The sequence below is a fragment of the Wenyingzhuangia sp. IMCC45574 genome (genome assembly GCF_054182685.1).
This window is the reverse complement of the sequence record NZ_CM135169.1, coordinates 3760485-3776269: the sequence shown is the minus strand read 5'-3', so window position 1 is coordinate 3776269 and position 15785 is coordinate 3760485. Positions and strand designations below refer to the sequence as shown.

11 protein-coding genes, 2 tRNA genes and 3 rRNA genes are annotated in these 15785 nt (G+C 36.4%); 1 reads left to right on the top strand and 15 read right to left on the bottom strand.

Going from position 1 to position 15785, the window contains the following annotated elements; genetic code table 11:
• Positions 1-10: 10 nt before the first annotated feature.
• The 12 genes from ACXHHC_RS16090 to ACXHHC_RS16035 form a co-directional block, all read right to left on the bottom strand.
• Positions 11-1114, bottom strand: coding sequence for an ATP-binding protein (locus tag ACXHHC_RS16090; RefSeq protein WP_458227390.1), 1104 nt, complete (start codon positions 1112-1114; stop codon positions 11-13).
• A 90-nt stretch (positions 1115-1204) separates the two neighbouring features.
• Positions 1205-2248, bottom strand: a complete 1044-nt coding sequence (locus tag ACXHHC_RS16085) for a response regulator (protein ID WP_458227389.1) — start codon at positions 2246-2248, stop codon at positions 1205-1207.
• Positions 2220-3428 carry a PAS domain-containing sensor histidine kinase gene (locus tag ACXHHC_RS16080; RefSeq protein ID WP_458227388.1) on the bottom strand — a complete coding sequence of 403 codons (1209 nt, stop codon included), beginning with the start codon at positions 3426-3428 and terminating at the stop codon, positions 2220-2222. The genes ACXHHC_RS16085 and ACXHHC_RS16080 overlap by 29 nt, the downstream gene beginning before the upstream one ends.
• Before the next feature lie 958 nt (positions 3429-4386).
• Positions 4387-4495, bottom strand: a 5S ribosomal RNA gene (rrf, locus tag ACXHHC_RS16075).
• A 207-nt stretch (positions 4496-4702) separates the two neighbouring features.
• Positions 4703-7480: ribosomal RNA gene (locus tag ACXHHC_RS16070) — 23S ribosomal RNA — on the bottom strand.
• A 244-nt stretch (positions 7481-7724) separates the two neighbouring features.
• Positions 7725-7798, bottom strand: a tRNA-Ala gene (locus tag ACXHHC_RS16065).
• 156 nt (positions 7799-7954) lie between these two features.
• A tRNA-Ile gene (locus ACXHHC_RS16060) sits at positions 7955-8028 on the bottom strand.
• Between the two features lie 84 nt (positions 8029-8112).
• A 16S ribosomal RNA gene (locus ACXHHC_RS16055) occupies positions 8113-9632 on the bottom strand.
• Together the 16S, 23S and 5S rRNA genes with 2 tRNA genes alongside form the textbook arrangement of a ribosomal RNA operon.
• 775 nt (positions 9633-10407) lie before the next feature.
• Positions 10408-10971, bottom strand: a complete 564-nt coding sequence (locus ACXHHC_RS16050) for a carboxymuconolactone decarboxylase family protein (protein WP_458227387.1) — start codon at positions 10969-10971, stop codon at positions 10408-10410.
• Positions 10972-11039: 68 nt separating this feature from the next.
• Complete coding sequence (locus tag ACXHHC_RS16045; protein ID WP_458227386.1) at positions 11040-11600, bottom strand: TetR/AcrR family transcriptional regulator; 561 nt, start codon at positions 11598-11600, stop codon at positions 11040-11042.
• Between the two features lie 73 nt (positions 11601-11673).
• The gene (locus ACXHHC_RS16040) at positions 11674-12354 is read right to left on the bottom strand and encodes a hypothetical protein (RefSeq protein WP_458227385.1); all 681 of its coding nucleotides are present in this window, start codon (positions 12352-12354) and stop codon (positions 11674-11676) included.
• A gap of 5 nt (positions 12355-12359) precedes the next feature.
• Entirely contained in the window at positions 12360-12770 is a 411-nt protein-coding gene (locus ACXHHC_RS16035) for a winged helix-turn-helix transcriptional regulator (RefSeq protein ID WP_458227384.1), read from the bottom strand.
• A 78-nt stretch (positions 12771-12848) separates the two neighbouring features.
• Between ACXHHC_RS16035 and ACXHHC_RS16030 the strand changes: the two genes are divergently transcribed.
• Positions 12849-13274 (top strand): hypothetical protein, encoded by a 426-nt coding sequence (locus ACXHHC_RS16030; protein ID WP_458227383.1) that lies wholly within the window; start codon positions 12849-12851, stop codon positions 13272-13274.
• 41 nt (positions 13275-13315) lie between these two features.
• Here ACXHHC_RS16030 and ACXHHC_RS16025 read toward each other — a convergent pair whose 3' ends face one another.
• The 3 genes from ACXHHC_RS16025 to ACXHHC_RS16015 all read right to left on the bottom strand — a co-directional run bounded on the left by ACXHHC_RS16025 (position 13316) and on the right by ACXHHC_RS16015 (position 15762).
• On the bottom strand, positions 13316-13969 hold the full coding sequence (locus ACXHHC_RS16025; protein ID WP_458227382.1) for an outer membrane protein: 654 nt from the start codon (positions 13967-13969) through the stop codon (positions 13316-13318).
• A gap of 124 nt (positions 13970-14093) precedes the next feature.
• Positions 14094-15023, bottom strand: coding sequence for an anti-sigma factor (locus ACXHHC_RS16020; RefSeq protein ID WP_458227381.1), 930 nt, complete (start codon positions 15021-15023; stop codon positions 14094-14096).
• A gap of 58 nt (positions 15024-15081) precedes the next feature.
• Entirely contained in the window at positions 15082-15762 is a 681-nt protein-coding gene (locus ACXHHC_RS16015) for a Crp/Fnr family transcriptional regulator (RefSeq protein ID WP_458227380.1), read from the bottom strand.
• Positions 15763-15785 lie beyond the last annotated feature (23 nt).

Below are 15785 nucleotides of genomic sequence, written 5' to 3'. Positions count from 1 at the left end.
TATTTCTCTCTTAAAAAGAATTCGATTTATTTTCCAAAATCACTTTAAATAGGGTCCCTATTCCTTCTTTACTTTCAAAAGAAATATCACCATCTAAAAGATCTACATAGTGCTTTACTATATTTAACCCTAAGCCCGTACCTTCTATAGCAGCTACATTAGAAGCTCTAAAAAATTGAGAAAAAATATCGTCAACTTGATGTTGAGGAATCCCTATTCCTTTGTCTTTAATAATAATCTCTATAACATTAGATACCAATACTTCTACCAAAACATCATCTTCAGAATACTTTAAGGCGTTAGATATTAAGTTTAAAAGAATGTGTCTCAAAATATGTCTATCCAAAACTACACAATCAACACCTTTAATACTATAATGGACTTTTTGCTTTGTTTTTACACTCAATAACAATTCCTCTTCTATATCCTCTAACAAAGTACCTAAAGAAAATTCCTCGTTGGTTGTTTTAATAACCCCCTGTTGCAGTTGATCTATAGACAAGAAATCATTTAAAAGATCAACCATATTCTTTACAGAAGTTTTAATTCTTCCAAAATGTTTCTCAGATTTATCTATAGTACCCTTCTTAATATATTGTTCTATTAAAGACGTACTCGATAAAATAGCACTTAGCGGAGTTTTTAATTCATGAGAAGCCATAGAAACAAAGGTTGTTTTTACCCTATTTAATTCTTTCTCTCTTCGTAAAGAGCGACTTAGTTCATGTGTGCGTTTTTTAACCCTAGACTCTAACAATTTATTTGCTACTTTAATTTCTTCTTCCATACGTTTTTGCTCCGTAAGGTCAAAAGTCATTAATAGTACTCCCTCGTCAATAGGGCTCATTCTAACAGAAGTCCAGGTAGCATCTCCCTCGGGACATCGGTAATAATTTATTTTTCTAGTAGGAACTTTTTCATTCATTGTTTTTTCAAACAAATCATATAATTCACCTTCAAATCCCGGAAAAATCCCAGAAACCTTCCGTCCTACTATTTCTTCTGCTTTCCTACTAAACTGATCTTGGAAAGCTTTATTTGTGTAGATACATTCCCGCTCTCTATTGATTACAGAAACACCTTCTATCATTTGATCAAATACTTGGTAATTCATAACATTTTTTGTTTTGTACTTTAAAAAATACTCCGCAATAATAAATAGAATTCAATAAAAAGACATATTTATTTTATGAAGCTCAATAAGCTACCAAATTAAATCCATTTGTTTTAATTTCTCCAAATCAACCACCTTAATCGTCTTTCCATTCGCTTCAATTATTTCACTGTTCTTAAACTCTGTAAGAACCCTGGTTAAACTCTCCTTAGTTGTTCCTGTTAATTTGGCTAAATCTGTTCTTAGAATAGTAATTTCATCACTACCGTTTAATAATTCCTGAATCTTTTTAGAAACTCTTTTTCTAACAGAACTATAGGCCATTAACATCAAATCATCTTCTTTAGAGCTTAACGTTTTAGAAATCATTTGTATAAAATTTCTAGCGACATCTCTATTCTCATAAACCAAGGTTAAAAAATCTTTTTTAGATATTTTAGTCAAAATGGTGGGTTCCAAAGTTTCTGTAATTTCATCGTAATTTCTTTCTTCAAAAATAGGTTGAAATCCAAAAAACTGTCCTTCTGTATATACAGATGTAATATAATCTTTACCCTCGTCGCTATGACGATATGCTTTTACACTACCTTTTTCTATATAATACACAAAGTGTACATGCTCTCCTTCTTTATAAATATATTCTCTAGCTCCGTATTGAAATACGTGAGATTTTTCTTTAATGTCTTCTAATGTAACAACTTCTTTTGCTTGTTGTAAAAAATCATGAATTCCCTCGCTATTGGTTTCATATTTATTCTTTAACAATTGGCTTTTTCTTAACCTGCTTTCTATTGCTTTAATTAACTCAGTACTATCAAAAGGCTTAAACAAATAATCATCTGCTCCCAACTCCATTCCTTTTCTTAAATCGTCCGTTTCTGTTTTAGCAGTTAAAAAAATAAAAGGTATTGTAGCAGTGTCAGCATTCTGACTCAGTATATACAGCACACCATAACCATCCAATTCTGGCATCATCACATCGCATACAATCAAATCTGGTTCAAAGGTCTTACACAACGCAACTCCCTTTAGTCCATTTTCTGCAACCTGAACCTCATAGCCCGCCAATTCAATTAACTCAGAGATATTCTCCCTCATAATTAAATCATCCTCTATCAACAATATCTTTTTCATTGAATTCTATTTCTTTATTCTCATCAAAATCTTTCTCAAAACATACTTTAAAAGTAGTTCCTCTTCCCTCCTCACTCTCAAACGTAATATCTCCATTCATAATATGAACATATCTAAGAGCAATGTTTAAGCCCAAACCAATACCTTGTAAGTTCTTGGCATTTTTGGCCTTGTAAAAGCGTTTAAACAAATATTTCTGACCAGCTTTTGGAATTCCAATACCTTCGTCTTTTATTTCTATATAAATTTTTTCTGTAGCAACATTAGCAGAAACAAATATGTTCTTTCCTTCTGGTGTATATTTAACAGCATTAGACAAAAGGCATATCATTACATTCTTTAGAATACTTTTGTCTAAAACTACATTTTTATCCCCAGACAAAAATTCAAAAAAGAGCTGCTGACCCTCCTTTAATAAAAGTCTAAATTCATCTACTACAACTTTCAATAATTCTTCTAAATCAAACTCCTCCTCAATAAATTGAATTTCTCCTTCTCTTAAGGTATCTATAGATAAAACCTGGTTTAAAACCTGATTCAACGTCTGGACAGAAGTTTTAACCTTTTCCATATGAGCATCCAATTTAACTCTATGCCTAAATCCTTCCCAAACAGTTTCATCTACTGTTAAATATCTCTTTATTAAATCTATCGAAGATAAAATACCCGCCAATGGTGTCCTAAACTCATGCGAGGCAATTGATATAAACTTAGTTTTTAAATCGTTTAACTCTTCTTCTCGTTCTAACTTCTCTAATAATATCTTTTTAGTTTCTTTTTGTTTTACCAACTCCTCTTCTAACTTTACTCTTTCGGTAACATCCGTTAGTACTCCAATTACATAAACTTGGTTATCATCTTCCGATAAAAAATGCTGATTGCAATCTATCTCTAACAAAAGCCTATGATCACTCTCTAAATACTCAGTTTCAAACCTCCTATAAGTTTTCACTTTAGAGTTTAAGCAATCATTAAAGTACTCGTTAAAATCTTCAAAATCTTTAGTATTAATAAAGTCTTTAATTTCTAGCTGAATCAATTCATCAGCTTCTTTGCCAAGGATTTTTAAACTAGCATCGTTAAACTCTAAAATTTTTCCTTTGGTATTCATTAATAAAATACCGTGAAACAAATTATTTAAAATATTATTGAGCTTCTGACTGTAAGTATTGTTATTCATTCGTTGTTTATAGCCTATCCAACCAAAAATAAACAATTATAATTTTTATTGGGTTGATTATAATCAACTTTAAAGAAAACCTAGGACAATATTTATAAGACACCTTCTTCCGAACTTTGTCGTAGATAAAAACAATAAAATTTAAAGTTATGATTAAAACAAACAATCACACCAACGACAATAGAAATGCTTTCTATTCAACAACAGCTAAAAGCTACACTTCTGAAAGACCTAAAACCTATTTTAAGCCTTTATTCAGACGTTAAAAAGGACGAGAAAAGAAGCTCGTAAAAAAATTAATGTAAAACTTATTAAACATTTAACCATGAAAAAGCAGATCACAATTCGTATCGCATGGATAAAAAAACTAAAAACAAATAAAACATGCATCGACAGATTAAAACAGTGCGCTTAAAAGAGCAGCAAAATACAAACCCAAACTAAAAAGCCGATTCTAAATTCATAGATTCGGCTTTATTATTTTTGGGTGTTCCCCTTTTAATCAAGGGTCGGGCTATCCACTATATCTTTTGGTGTATGTTAATGTTATTCCTCTTTAAATGGTTTATCATTGTTTAAAACATCATTCCTAATCTAAACAAGCTAAGCTCTATCACCAAAAGGATGCCGTTGCTATCCCTAACACTTTTTTAGACTTTTAGATATGAGTTATTAGATATTAGAATCCCAAACCAAAAAGCCTGATTCTTACTTCTTAACTCCTTTACCCCTCAATTCCTCAACTTCTCAACTCCTCAACTCCTCAACTCCTCAACTCCTCAACTCCTCAACTCCCCAACTCCCCAACTCCCAACTCCCCAACTCCTAATTATACCCGGTAAAAAAGTATCTAAAACAAACAATCCTTCACTACTAATGTAATGAAGGATTGTTATAAAATAAAAAACCCTGAACTAGGTTCAGGGTTTAAAAATCCTGAATTTATTTCAGGATAAAAAAAAGGCGATGACATACTCTCCCACCAGTGGTAGTACCATCTGCGCTAATAGGCTTAACTTCTCTGTTCGGGATGGGAAGAGGTGAGCCCTATTGCAATAATCACCTTAAGGTTGTCAATTACGAATTACGATTTAGTAAATTACGAATTATAGAATGCATTCGTAATTCCTAATTAATCATTTCGTAATTAATTATGTTGTACATATTGATAACTAATATCTAAGATTTTATGTCTATTTTTTCTTGAGTTTCTTTGTACTATGTACTTAATACTTTGTACTAAAATTTAAATCATAATTATTAAAGCCCGCAAGGTACATAAGCCTATGGGTTATTAGTAATACTCGGCTATGATGTTACCACCTTTACACCTGTATCCTATCAAGGTCGTGATCTACAACCACCCTTTAAAGAAATCTCATCTTGTGGTGGGTTTCGCGCTTATATGCTTTCAGCGCTTATCCCTTCCCAACGTAGCTACTCAGCAATGCTCCTGGCGGAACAACTGATACACCAGAGGTTAGTTCAACTCGGTCCTCTCGTACTAGAGTCAAATCCACGCAAATTTCTAACGCCCGCTACAGATAGAGACCGAACTGTCTCACGACGTTCTGAACCCAGCTCGCGTGCCACTTTAATGGGCGAACAGCCCAACCCTTGGGACCTTCTCCAGCCCCAGGATGTGACGAGCCGACATCGAGGTGCCAAACCCCCCCGTCGATGTGAGCTCTTGGGGGAGATCAGCCTGTTATCCCCGGAGTACCTTTTATCCTTTGAGCGATGGCCCTTCCATGCGGAACCACCGGATCACTATGCTCTTGTTTCCAACCTGATCGACTTGTAAGTCTCGCAGTCAAGCACCCTTATGCCATTGCACTCTACGTACGGTTACCAAGCGTACTGAGGGTACCTTTAGAAGCCTCCGTTACTCTTTTGGAGGCGACCACCCCAGTCAAACTACCCACCAAGCACTGTCCCCATCGCTGGGTTAGACTCTAGATAAGCAAAGGGTGGTATTTCAACAATGACTCACACACGCCTAGCGACGCATGATCGAAGTCTCCCACCTATCCTACACATTACTTATCCAAAGCCAATACTAAGCTATAGTAAAGGTTCACGGGGTCTTTTCGTCCCGTAGCGGGTAATCGGCATCTTCACCGATACTACAATTTCACCGAGCTCATGGCTGAGACAGTGTCCAGATCGTTGCACCATTCGTGCAGGTCGGAACTTACCCGACAAGGAATTTCGCTACCTTAGGACCGTTATAGTTACGGCCGCCGTTTACTGGGGCTTCATTTCAGATCGTCGCCGAAGCTAAACCCTCCACTTAACCTTCCAGCACCGGGCAGGTGTCAGGCCCTATACATCAACTTTCGTTTTAGCAGAGCCCTGTGTTTTTGATAAACAGTCGCCTGGACCTTTTAACTGCGGCCCATCCGAAGATGGGCGACCCTTCTCCCGAAGTTACGGGTCGATTTTGCCTAGTTCCTTAGCCATGAATCACTCGAGCTCCTTAGAATACTCATCCCAACTACCTGTGTCGGTTTACGGTACAGGCTGCATCCCTCGCTTTTCTTGGAACCTCTTACTTACTTTCGCTTCGACCGAAGTCTAGGCTCAGCGTACATTTCCGTCAGTACGCAAGCATCTGGGAGATCCGTCACTTTTAACGGGTGCAGGTACAGGAATATTAACCTGTTGTCCATCGACTACCCCATTCGGGTTCGCCTTAGGCCCTGACTAACCCTCAGCTGATTAGCATCGCTGAGGAAACCTTAGTTTTTCGGAGGGCGGGTTTCTCACCCGCCTTATCGTTACTTATGCCTACATTTTCTTTTCTAGCCGTTCCAGCATACCTTACGATACACCTTCAACACAACTAGAATGCTCCCCTACCACTTTCGTCCATAGCTTCGGTAATATACTTATGCCCGATTATTATCCATGCTCGACCGCTCGACTAGTGAGCTGTTACGCACTCTTTAAATGAATGGCTGCTTCCAAGCCAACATCCTAGCTGTCTGGGCAGTCAAACCTCGTTTATTCAACTTAGTATATATTTGGGGACCTTAGCTGATGGTCTGGGTTCTTTCCCTCTCGGACATGGACCTTAGCACCCATGCCCTCACTGCTGTGTATATTATATAGCATTCGGAGTTTGTCAGGAATTGGTAGGCGGTGAAGCCCCCGCATCCAATCAGTAGCTCTACCTCTATATAACTAACCACAACGCTGCACCTAAATGCATTTCGGGGAGTACGAGCTATTTCCTGGTTTGATTGGCCTTTCACCCCTACCCACAGGTCATCCCAAGACTTTTCAACGTCAACGGGTTCGGTCCTCCACTCTGTGTTACCAGAGCTTCAACCTGCCCATGGGTAGATCACCAGGTTTCGCGTCTACTCAACCTAACTAAAACGCCCTATTAAGACTCGCTTTCGCTACGGCTCCTGTACTGAATACATTAACCTTGCTAGATAAAGTAACTCGTAGGCTCATTATGCAAAAGGCACGCCGTCACCCCATAGGGCTCCGACCGCTTGTAGGTGTACGGTTTCAGGATCTATTTCACTCCCTTACTTAGGGTTCTTTTCACCTTTCCCTCACGGTACTAGTTCACTATCGGTCTCTCAGGAGTATTTAGCCTTACCGGATGGTCCCGGCAGATTCAGACAGGGTTCCACGTGCCCCGCCCTACTCAGGAATCTGATACAATAACTTCTCTTACCTATACGGGGCTATCACCCTTATCGCTCCACTTTCCAGAGGATTCTAGTTCAATTGTGTCTTGATGACTCAGTCCTACAACCCCTATTTTGCCGTAACAAAATAGGTTTGGGCTAATTCGCGTTCGCTCGCCACTACTAACGAAATCATTATTATTTTCTCTTCCTATGGTTACTTAGATGTTTCAGTTCACCACGTTTGCTCCTCTCGGTAGTATATCTTCAATATACTGGGTTGCCCCATTCGGAAATCTTCGGGTAAAGTTATGTGCACCTAACCGAAGCTTATCGCAGCTTATCACGTCCTTCATCGCCTCTGAGAGCCTAGGCATCCGCCATACACCCTTAATTAGCTTATTGTACCTATTTGCGTCTTTAATTTATTACAGTTAAACCGTAATTATTTTATGATTCTTGTAATTAATATTTTGTACTATATACTCTATACTAACTACTAAATTTGTATGTCTACTCAAGTAAAATATTTTTCTCTTAAATATTTTTTATCAATATGTCAATGAACTTTAATCGCTGTAAGCTTTATGCTATACGCATTAGGCTTGGCAGCTTATAGCATAAGGCATAGAGCCTATAGCTATTGTTGTGGAGAATATCGGAGTCGAACCGATGACCTCTTGCGTGCAAGGCAAGCGCTCTAGCCAGCTGAGCTAATCCCCCTTATACTAGTGTTAGTAATTAGTAGTTAGTCATTAGTAATTACTAATTCGTAATTTGTAATTATCTGCTTCTAGAATTTCCTTTTTTAATACAATCTGACAACTAAGTTGTCTTTTTTTATCTCTACCTGTCTTACTAGACAAGCTTCGCTTGTTGTAGTCTCGGGCAGACTCGAACTGCCGACCTCTACATTATCAGTGTAGCGCTCTAACCAGCTGAGCTACGAGACTCTATGTGATTGTATTATATATCATTAAAAATTAACAGCAATTAAAAAGTAAACCTAACTTCTTTAAACACCTTTTTTTCTCTAGAAAGGAGGTGTTCCAGCCGCACCTTCCGGTACGGCTACCTTGTTACGACTTAGCCCTAGTTACCAGTTTTACCCTAGGCGGCTCCTTGCGGTGACCGACTTCAGGCACTCCCAGCTTCCATGGCTTGACGGGCGGTGTGTACAAGGCCCGGGAACGTATTCACCGCATCATGGCTGATATGCGATTACTAGCGATTCCAGCTTCATGGAGTCGAGTTGCAGACTCCAATCCGAACTGTGACAATGTTTATAGATTCGCTCCTCATCGCTGAGTGGCTGCTCGCTGTCATTGCCATTGTAGCACGTGTGTAGCCCAGGACGTAAGGGCCGTGATGATTTGACGTCATCCCCACCTTCCTCGCGGTTTGCACCGGCAGTCTCGCTAGAGTCCACAGCTTTACCTGTTTGCAACTAACGATAGGGGTTGCGCTCGTTATAGGACTTAACCTGACACCTCACGGCACGAGCTGACGACAACCATGCAGCACCTTGTAAGAAGTCCGAAGAAATATCTATCTCTAAATAATGCATCCTACATTTAAGCCCTGGTAAGGTTCCTCGCGTATCATCGAATTAAACCACATGCTCCACCGCTTGTGCGGGCCCCCGTCAATTCCTTTGAGTTTCAATCTTGCGACCGTACTCCCCAGGTGGGACACTTATCACTTTCGCTTAGTCACTGAAGAATTCCAACAACTAGTGTCCAACGTTTACGGCGTGGACTACCGGGGTATCTAATCCCGTTCGCTCCCCACGCTTTCGTTCATCAGCGTCAGTACATACGTAGTGGACTGCCTTCGCAATCGGTATTCTATGTAATATCTATGCATTTCACCGCTACACTACATATTCTATCCACTTCCATATGACTCAAGACTAACAGTATCAAAGGCAGTGCCATAGTTGAGCTATGGGATTTCACCTCTGACTGATCAGCCCGCCTACGAACCCTTTAAACCCAATGATTCCGGATAACGCTTGCACCCTCCGTATTACCGCGGCTGCTGGCACGGAGTTAGCCGGTGCTTATTCGTAGAGTACCGTCAAACAAATACACGTATCTGCGTTTCTTCCTCTATAAAAGAAGTTTACAACCCATAGGGCAGTCATCCTTCACGCGGCATGGCTGGTTCAGAGTTGCCTCCATTGACCAATATTCCTCACTGCTGCCTCCCGTAGGAGTCTGGTCCGTGTCTCAGTACCAGTGTGGGGGATCTCCCTCTCAGGACCCCTACTTATCGTTGCCATGGTAAGCCGTTACCTTACCATCTAGCTAATAAGACGCATAGCCATCTTAAACCAATAAATCTTTAATTATCAAATTATGCAATTCAATAACACTATGGAGTATTAATCTTCGTTTCCAAAGGGTATTCTCCAGTTTAAGGTAGGTTCTATACGCGTTACGCACCCGTGCGCCGGTCGTCAGCAAATAGCAAGCTATCCCTGTTACCCCTCGACTTGCATGTGTTAAGCCTGCCGCTAGCGTTCATCCTGAGCCAGGATCAAACTCTTCATCGTTATATTTTTATATTTCGATGCTCAAAAAAATCTATGGTGATACTGAAACAAGTTCAGCAATCTTCCATGCGATCTACTCTTTAATTCGCGCTGTCAATTTCAAATTTCTCAATGAACTTAACCACTTAGTGGCTTTTGTTACTCCGCCGAAGCGGGCTGCAAATGTAAGAATCTTTTCTTTCTTAAAACAAACTTTTTTCAAGTTTTTTTTAAGAAAATTTTAAGCTTTAATCAACACCTTAATCAAACAACTAAAACTAGTTATTCTAATGATAATCTGTAACTTAAAAACTCCTACCCTGCTAATGAACTTTGCTAACTCAGCTCGTTTGCCTTACTGCGTTTGCGGGTGCAAAGATACACAACTATTTCCCTTAAACAAGCAAAAAACTGTAAAAAATCAGAAAAAACGTTTAACACATTGATTTACAGAAAAATAAATTTACTACATATTTTGAAAAACCCTTAATTGTCTAAAAAACGAATCAACTATATATATAAGAGACAATCATTATAGTAAAACACCTCCTAAATATAGAACCTCAGCAATAAAACTAAATACTATTACTATATATGGCACTACAACTCCCTAACGAGATAATACACTATATAAAACCAAGGAATTCAAATCTCAATATTCTCTATTGTTTTCTGTATATAAATAAGAACTCGTAAATATGTTGAATTTGTATCAACTTATTTTAGGACGGGACACTTAAATAGAAAAAGCAGTTCTGTATTAGAACTGCTTTTTACGAAACTAAATCACAACTATCTATTCATTTGTGGTTTCCTTTTTCCAAGCAAATTTTTGAAAAGGGGCATCGACAGGGGTGCTTGCTATATGATTAACATAATTACTAATCGTTTTTTGAGCTAAACCTAATAAGATTTCTACAACTTGTTGTTCATCATAACCTACTTCATAAAACACTTCTAGCTCTTCATCGCTAATACGACCTCTATTCCTAACAATACTTAAAGTAGTAGCTTGTAAAACTTGTAGTTTTTTGGTTTGCAATGATTCTTGATTTCTTAATGCTTCTGTAAGCTCAGGGTTTACTTTCATCATACCTGCAATAGCCGTATGCGCAGGAACACAATAACCACATCCATGTTCAACGTTAATACTTTGCCAAACTACATTTAACTCTTCTTTATCAAAGGATGTTTGTTGGAACTGTTCGTGTAAAAACTTGTAAGACCTTAAAGTTTCTGGAGAATTGGCTAACACTCCATGCAAGTTCGGAATCATACCAAAAGCTTTTATAGATTCTTTTAATTGTTCTTTGCTTGCTTCTGTAGCAGTTTCGATGTTGTGAATTTGTAATGTACTCATAGTTTATTAATTGAAATTGGTTGATAAAAAAATAACTAAACAATCGGTTAGTTTTAGTGTAAAAAATTTTAAATACTTAGAAATATATTATTTATATAAATATCTAATTGTTCTAATTTAAAGCTCTTTGATGCAGAAGCTAAGCCATACAACGCTATCATTAAGTATTCTGTTTGGGTATTAACAAACTCTTCACCTCTGTTCTCTTGCTCCAAGTTCATTTTTATTAGCATTTTCATATTATCAGTAAAGTTGAATAGTTCCTTTGTAATAATCTCATCCATGTTTGAATCCTTTTCATTGAAAGTATTTGTAATTAAACATCCCTTTTGGGATTCATATTCTCTTGAAAAAGATAGAAAATCAAAAAAATACTGTTTTATTCCTTCAAGACCATTGTTGGATTTCTTTAGTGTACTTTGTATAGAAGATATTTTTCGGCTGTAGTTTTTTACACAGGCTAAAAAAACACCATCCTTACTCCCAAAACTAGAATAAATAGAAAACTTATTTATCCCCATTTCTCTCTCTAACATTTGCATAGAAGTAGTTTCATATCCATTTTTCCAAAATAGATTTGTTGCTTTTTCTATTACCTCTTCTTCTGTATATTGCTTTTTTCTAGCCATAATTGTTCTTTACACTACAAAACTAAACAATCGTTTAGTTTTAAAAAAGTAAAATTATTCTAAACAACATTTGTTAAAAATCAAGATTCTTATCAACCCACTTAGACCAAGTATTTTTCTCTTTTCCTGCGTTTCTTAGACCACCTAGTTTTATAAACACCTCTCTTTCTTCCGCATCTTTTGGAAATAAGAAAATAGCTCCCAATAAAATTTCCCTCATGGATATCTCTAGATAATTTCTTAGTTCTTTATCTCTTAACGCTCCTCCTGATGACCAGTAATTAGGTATTTCTCTTGCTGTAGCTCCAATTAATACATTCTGAATAGCTGCAGAACCCGCAGCAATGTGTTCCATATTCGTTAAACTTCCTTCAAAAGGAAAAGGTTCTTCTTCTTTGGCTAAATCTTTATCTTGAATTTTAGGCAACCACGTAACTACCAATAACGCATCAGCAGCATTGAGCATGTTTTTTAGTTTTTTTAATTCAATCTCTTGCTCATCTGCATACTGTACCAATGCTCTACAATTCCCGGTGTCTAACACATAACAACGAAACGGTAAACAAGAATTCAACTCGTTTTCGTCTGATTGGTAACTTAAATCACTTTTATAATGATAAGGTGCAGCAGCAGCCAAATCTAACAACTCATTAATTGTATTTGTTAATTCTTCTTTATTTGTAGCAACCTCCCAAGCTTCATTAGCCAAAACTTTTTGTGTTTTTCTACTTTTGATGATATTGTCAATATTCATATATCTTATTGATGATTTTCTTTTAATTGTTTTATAATCTCTTGTAACTTTTGTTCTCCCCCATCTAAAATAGAACTCAACACCCGTGCATCTTCTTTATCTACAGGTTTGTATTTTAAGCTCCATTTGGCATTTTCTACCAAGATTGGAAATAGATCTATTCCTTTTTCTGTTAGTAGGTAAATTATTTTCTGTTTATGACTAGGATCTTGTTTCTTATGTATGATCCCTTCTTGTTCTAGTGTTTGTAAACGATTGGATAAGATATTTGTTGCTATTTTCTCTTTAGACTGTAAAAACTCTCTAAAATAGCATTTGTTACTTAACATCATATCTCTAATAATGAGTAATGTCCACTTGTCTCCTAAGACTTCTAAGAATAAATTTTGGGGACAAAAAGATTTGGGTGTTTTCATAAAATAAAAATACTGATTGCAAATTACAATTAGTTTATGTAATTTTCAACCGATTTAAAAACGCAACCAGTTAAAATTATGGATAACGATTTTACAACTTCAGTAATTATAGAATGTACTCCCAAAGAAGTATTTGATGCTTTGACATTGAACATTAATGACTGGTGGGGGAATATGGACAGTCCAGTTTACAAAACAAACGATGTTTTTACTGTTGACTGGGGAGCTCCTTGGTATCAGTTTAAAGTAATAGAGTATAAACCAAACGATATTTTGGAATGGAAATGTATAGATGCCAATCAGATTATAGGGAACTTAGAAGGAGTTCAGAAAGAATGGGTAGGAACTACTTTAAAATGGACTATTAAATCAATAGCAAAAAACAAGATACAACTAGACTTTACTCATAAAGGTTTAACACCCAAATTTATCTGTTACGATGTGTGTGCTCCTACTTGGAAAGAATTTATTGGTGTAGCTTTAAAAGAGTATTTAGAAAAGTAAAACACCTCTCAATAAATTTATCAAGAGGTGCTTTAAGTATTTTATAAAAAATACCTGAATCCTACAGATAGTGTAGAATTGCCTAAATCTGCAAAAAGTTCATTCCCGGAAGAGTCTCCATTTTCAAACTCGAAAGAGTTATATCTATAACCTAGCACATCATCAAAACCAACTTTTACTGCCAAATGTTTATTCAGCACCCAACTTAAACCTGGGTTAAAGCTAATTGAAAAACCTTTTCCCTTTGAATCACTATCAGAAGTATCACTTATACTAAAATTAGCATCTCCAGATACATAAAAATAAAATCGGTGATATAACTTGTAATACTTTTTTACATACCCTCCTAAACTATAACTTTCAAACCTACTATTAGTTTCATTTAAATTGATTCCATTATTGTATTCATTTTCGGAAGAATTCTTCGAGTATCCATAACCTAATGAAGCCCCTACAACCATATTGTCTTTTATGAAATATCCAAAAGATGGCCTTATTGTGGAATACTCATTTTTGTTTTTGGACACTATTTCATCAATTCCATCTTGAGACACTCTTGTATTCTCATTATTCCTAAATGATACAGTACCGCCAATTGCAAACCTTCCTTTTTTAAAAGGAGACTCAAATTCTTTTTCTTGGGAAAACCCAATAAGTGTTGTAAACATTAATACACTTAGTAACATTTTTTTCATGTTCAATAAAATTTTTAAATTAATACTAAACATTAGTCAACAACAAGGCCAAAGAAATTTCAAAACGTTAAAAAAAGGTTAACTAATAATTTAGCTAACCTTTTTCGTAAAAACTCAAAACAAATTATTTTCTTGTAATTGTTCCAGTAGGGAAACTTGTTAAGTTTGCTCCAAAATCATGAGCTGTTGGAGCTGTATCTGCATCCATTGCAATTTGACTTACCAAAGGCTTAATAGCAAATGGTGCCGCTGAATTGTCTGGATAAGGTTCAATAGAAATTACGGCTGTTTTCCCTCTTACATCTAATGGGAAGGTAACTCCATCAGGTGCGTTTAAGAAAAAATCTTCTCCTGGTACTGGAGGTCCTGCATTTGCTTCTGTTCCACTAAATGGGTTTCCTGAATCTCTGTCGCTAAAACTTGTAAAAGTACCTGTAGAAATTGGAGTTCCATCAACAACAACCCAACCTTCGTATCTCCAACCTGAATCCATATCTAATTCTGGCATTCCAGAAAAACCAGCTGTTGGAGGTGCTCCTGGTGTACCGAACCAAATTCCGTTTTCATCATTCATATTGTTGTCTCCAGTTTCGTCTGTAGGAGTTCTTAAAAAATACTTTCCTGCAGCAGTAGTAAAAACACCATCACCACTTGTATTAATTCCCGGAATGGTATTGGCCGCAACAGTAGCTGTATTGTTAGCGAATGGTGCAACTAACAATTTGGTTGCAGAAGGTGCTGGATCTGAATCATCTGCTGGCTCTATGGTTAATACAAAAGCGGTTGCAGTTCCCAAAGCTGTTTGGTCAACCCAAAAAGATTTTTGAGACCATGTTCCATTGTCATCAACTGTAAATACTCCCGTAGTCACAGGTGCATCGTTTACAATAATCCAACCTTCGTATACGTAATCGTTTCCTAAATTTTCTAACCCGTTAATAGATAGATCTAAATTATAACTCTTTTCTGTTACTGTGTTATCATCATCATTATTACATGATGTAAACATGATACCTAATGATAAAAAGGCACTTGCTAAAATTTTTCTGTTCATCTCTTGATTTGTTTTTGATTATAGAAACAAAATTAGAGATGCTATACCTTTTAGAATGTTAGCTAGCTAACACTAGCTCTTTTTTTAAAATTATTTTTGATCTTGTAAACTCAATAACCTCTTCTTCTTTCAATTCGTTCATGATTATATTAAGGTTTGGGCGAGAAGTTCCAATCAAACTAGCAATATCTTTTTGTGTGTAAGGATGCTCTATTTCAATTGTATCTTGACTGGTTTCTACTCCAAAATCCTTAGATAAATCTGCTAAAAACTCTACAACTCTTGTTTTACAATCTTTAAACATTAAAATTTCCAATCTCCTTTCTAATTTTTTGATTCGAAAGTTTAAAAACTTATAAATACTCAATGCAAAATTCTGGTTGTCTCTCATCAAATCATGCAACGTAGAAACATCCATAGGACAAACGGTTGTAGTATTATTCAATACCTGAGCAAATTCATTACGCGAGTTCTGTTCTAACAACGCTTTTTCTCCAAACACTTGTCCTTTTCCTAAAATGGCTTTTACCACTTCTTCTCCGTCGTTGGTGTAATAACCTATTTTAATTTTACCTGTTTGAATTAAAAACAATTTGCTAGCTCTATCCGAAGAAAAATACACATAATCGTCTTTTTTAAAGTCTACAAAACGATGTGTAGTAGCATACTCTTTAAACTTATGCGGACATAATTTGCCAAATAAGTTGACATTTTCTATAAACCACAATTGATTAGACATATATAATTTGTTTCTATAAAATG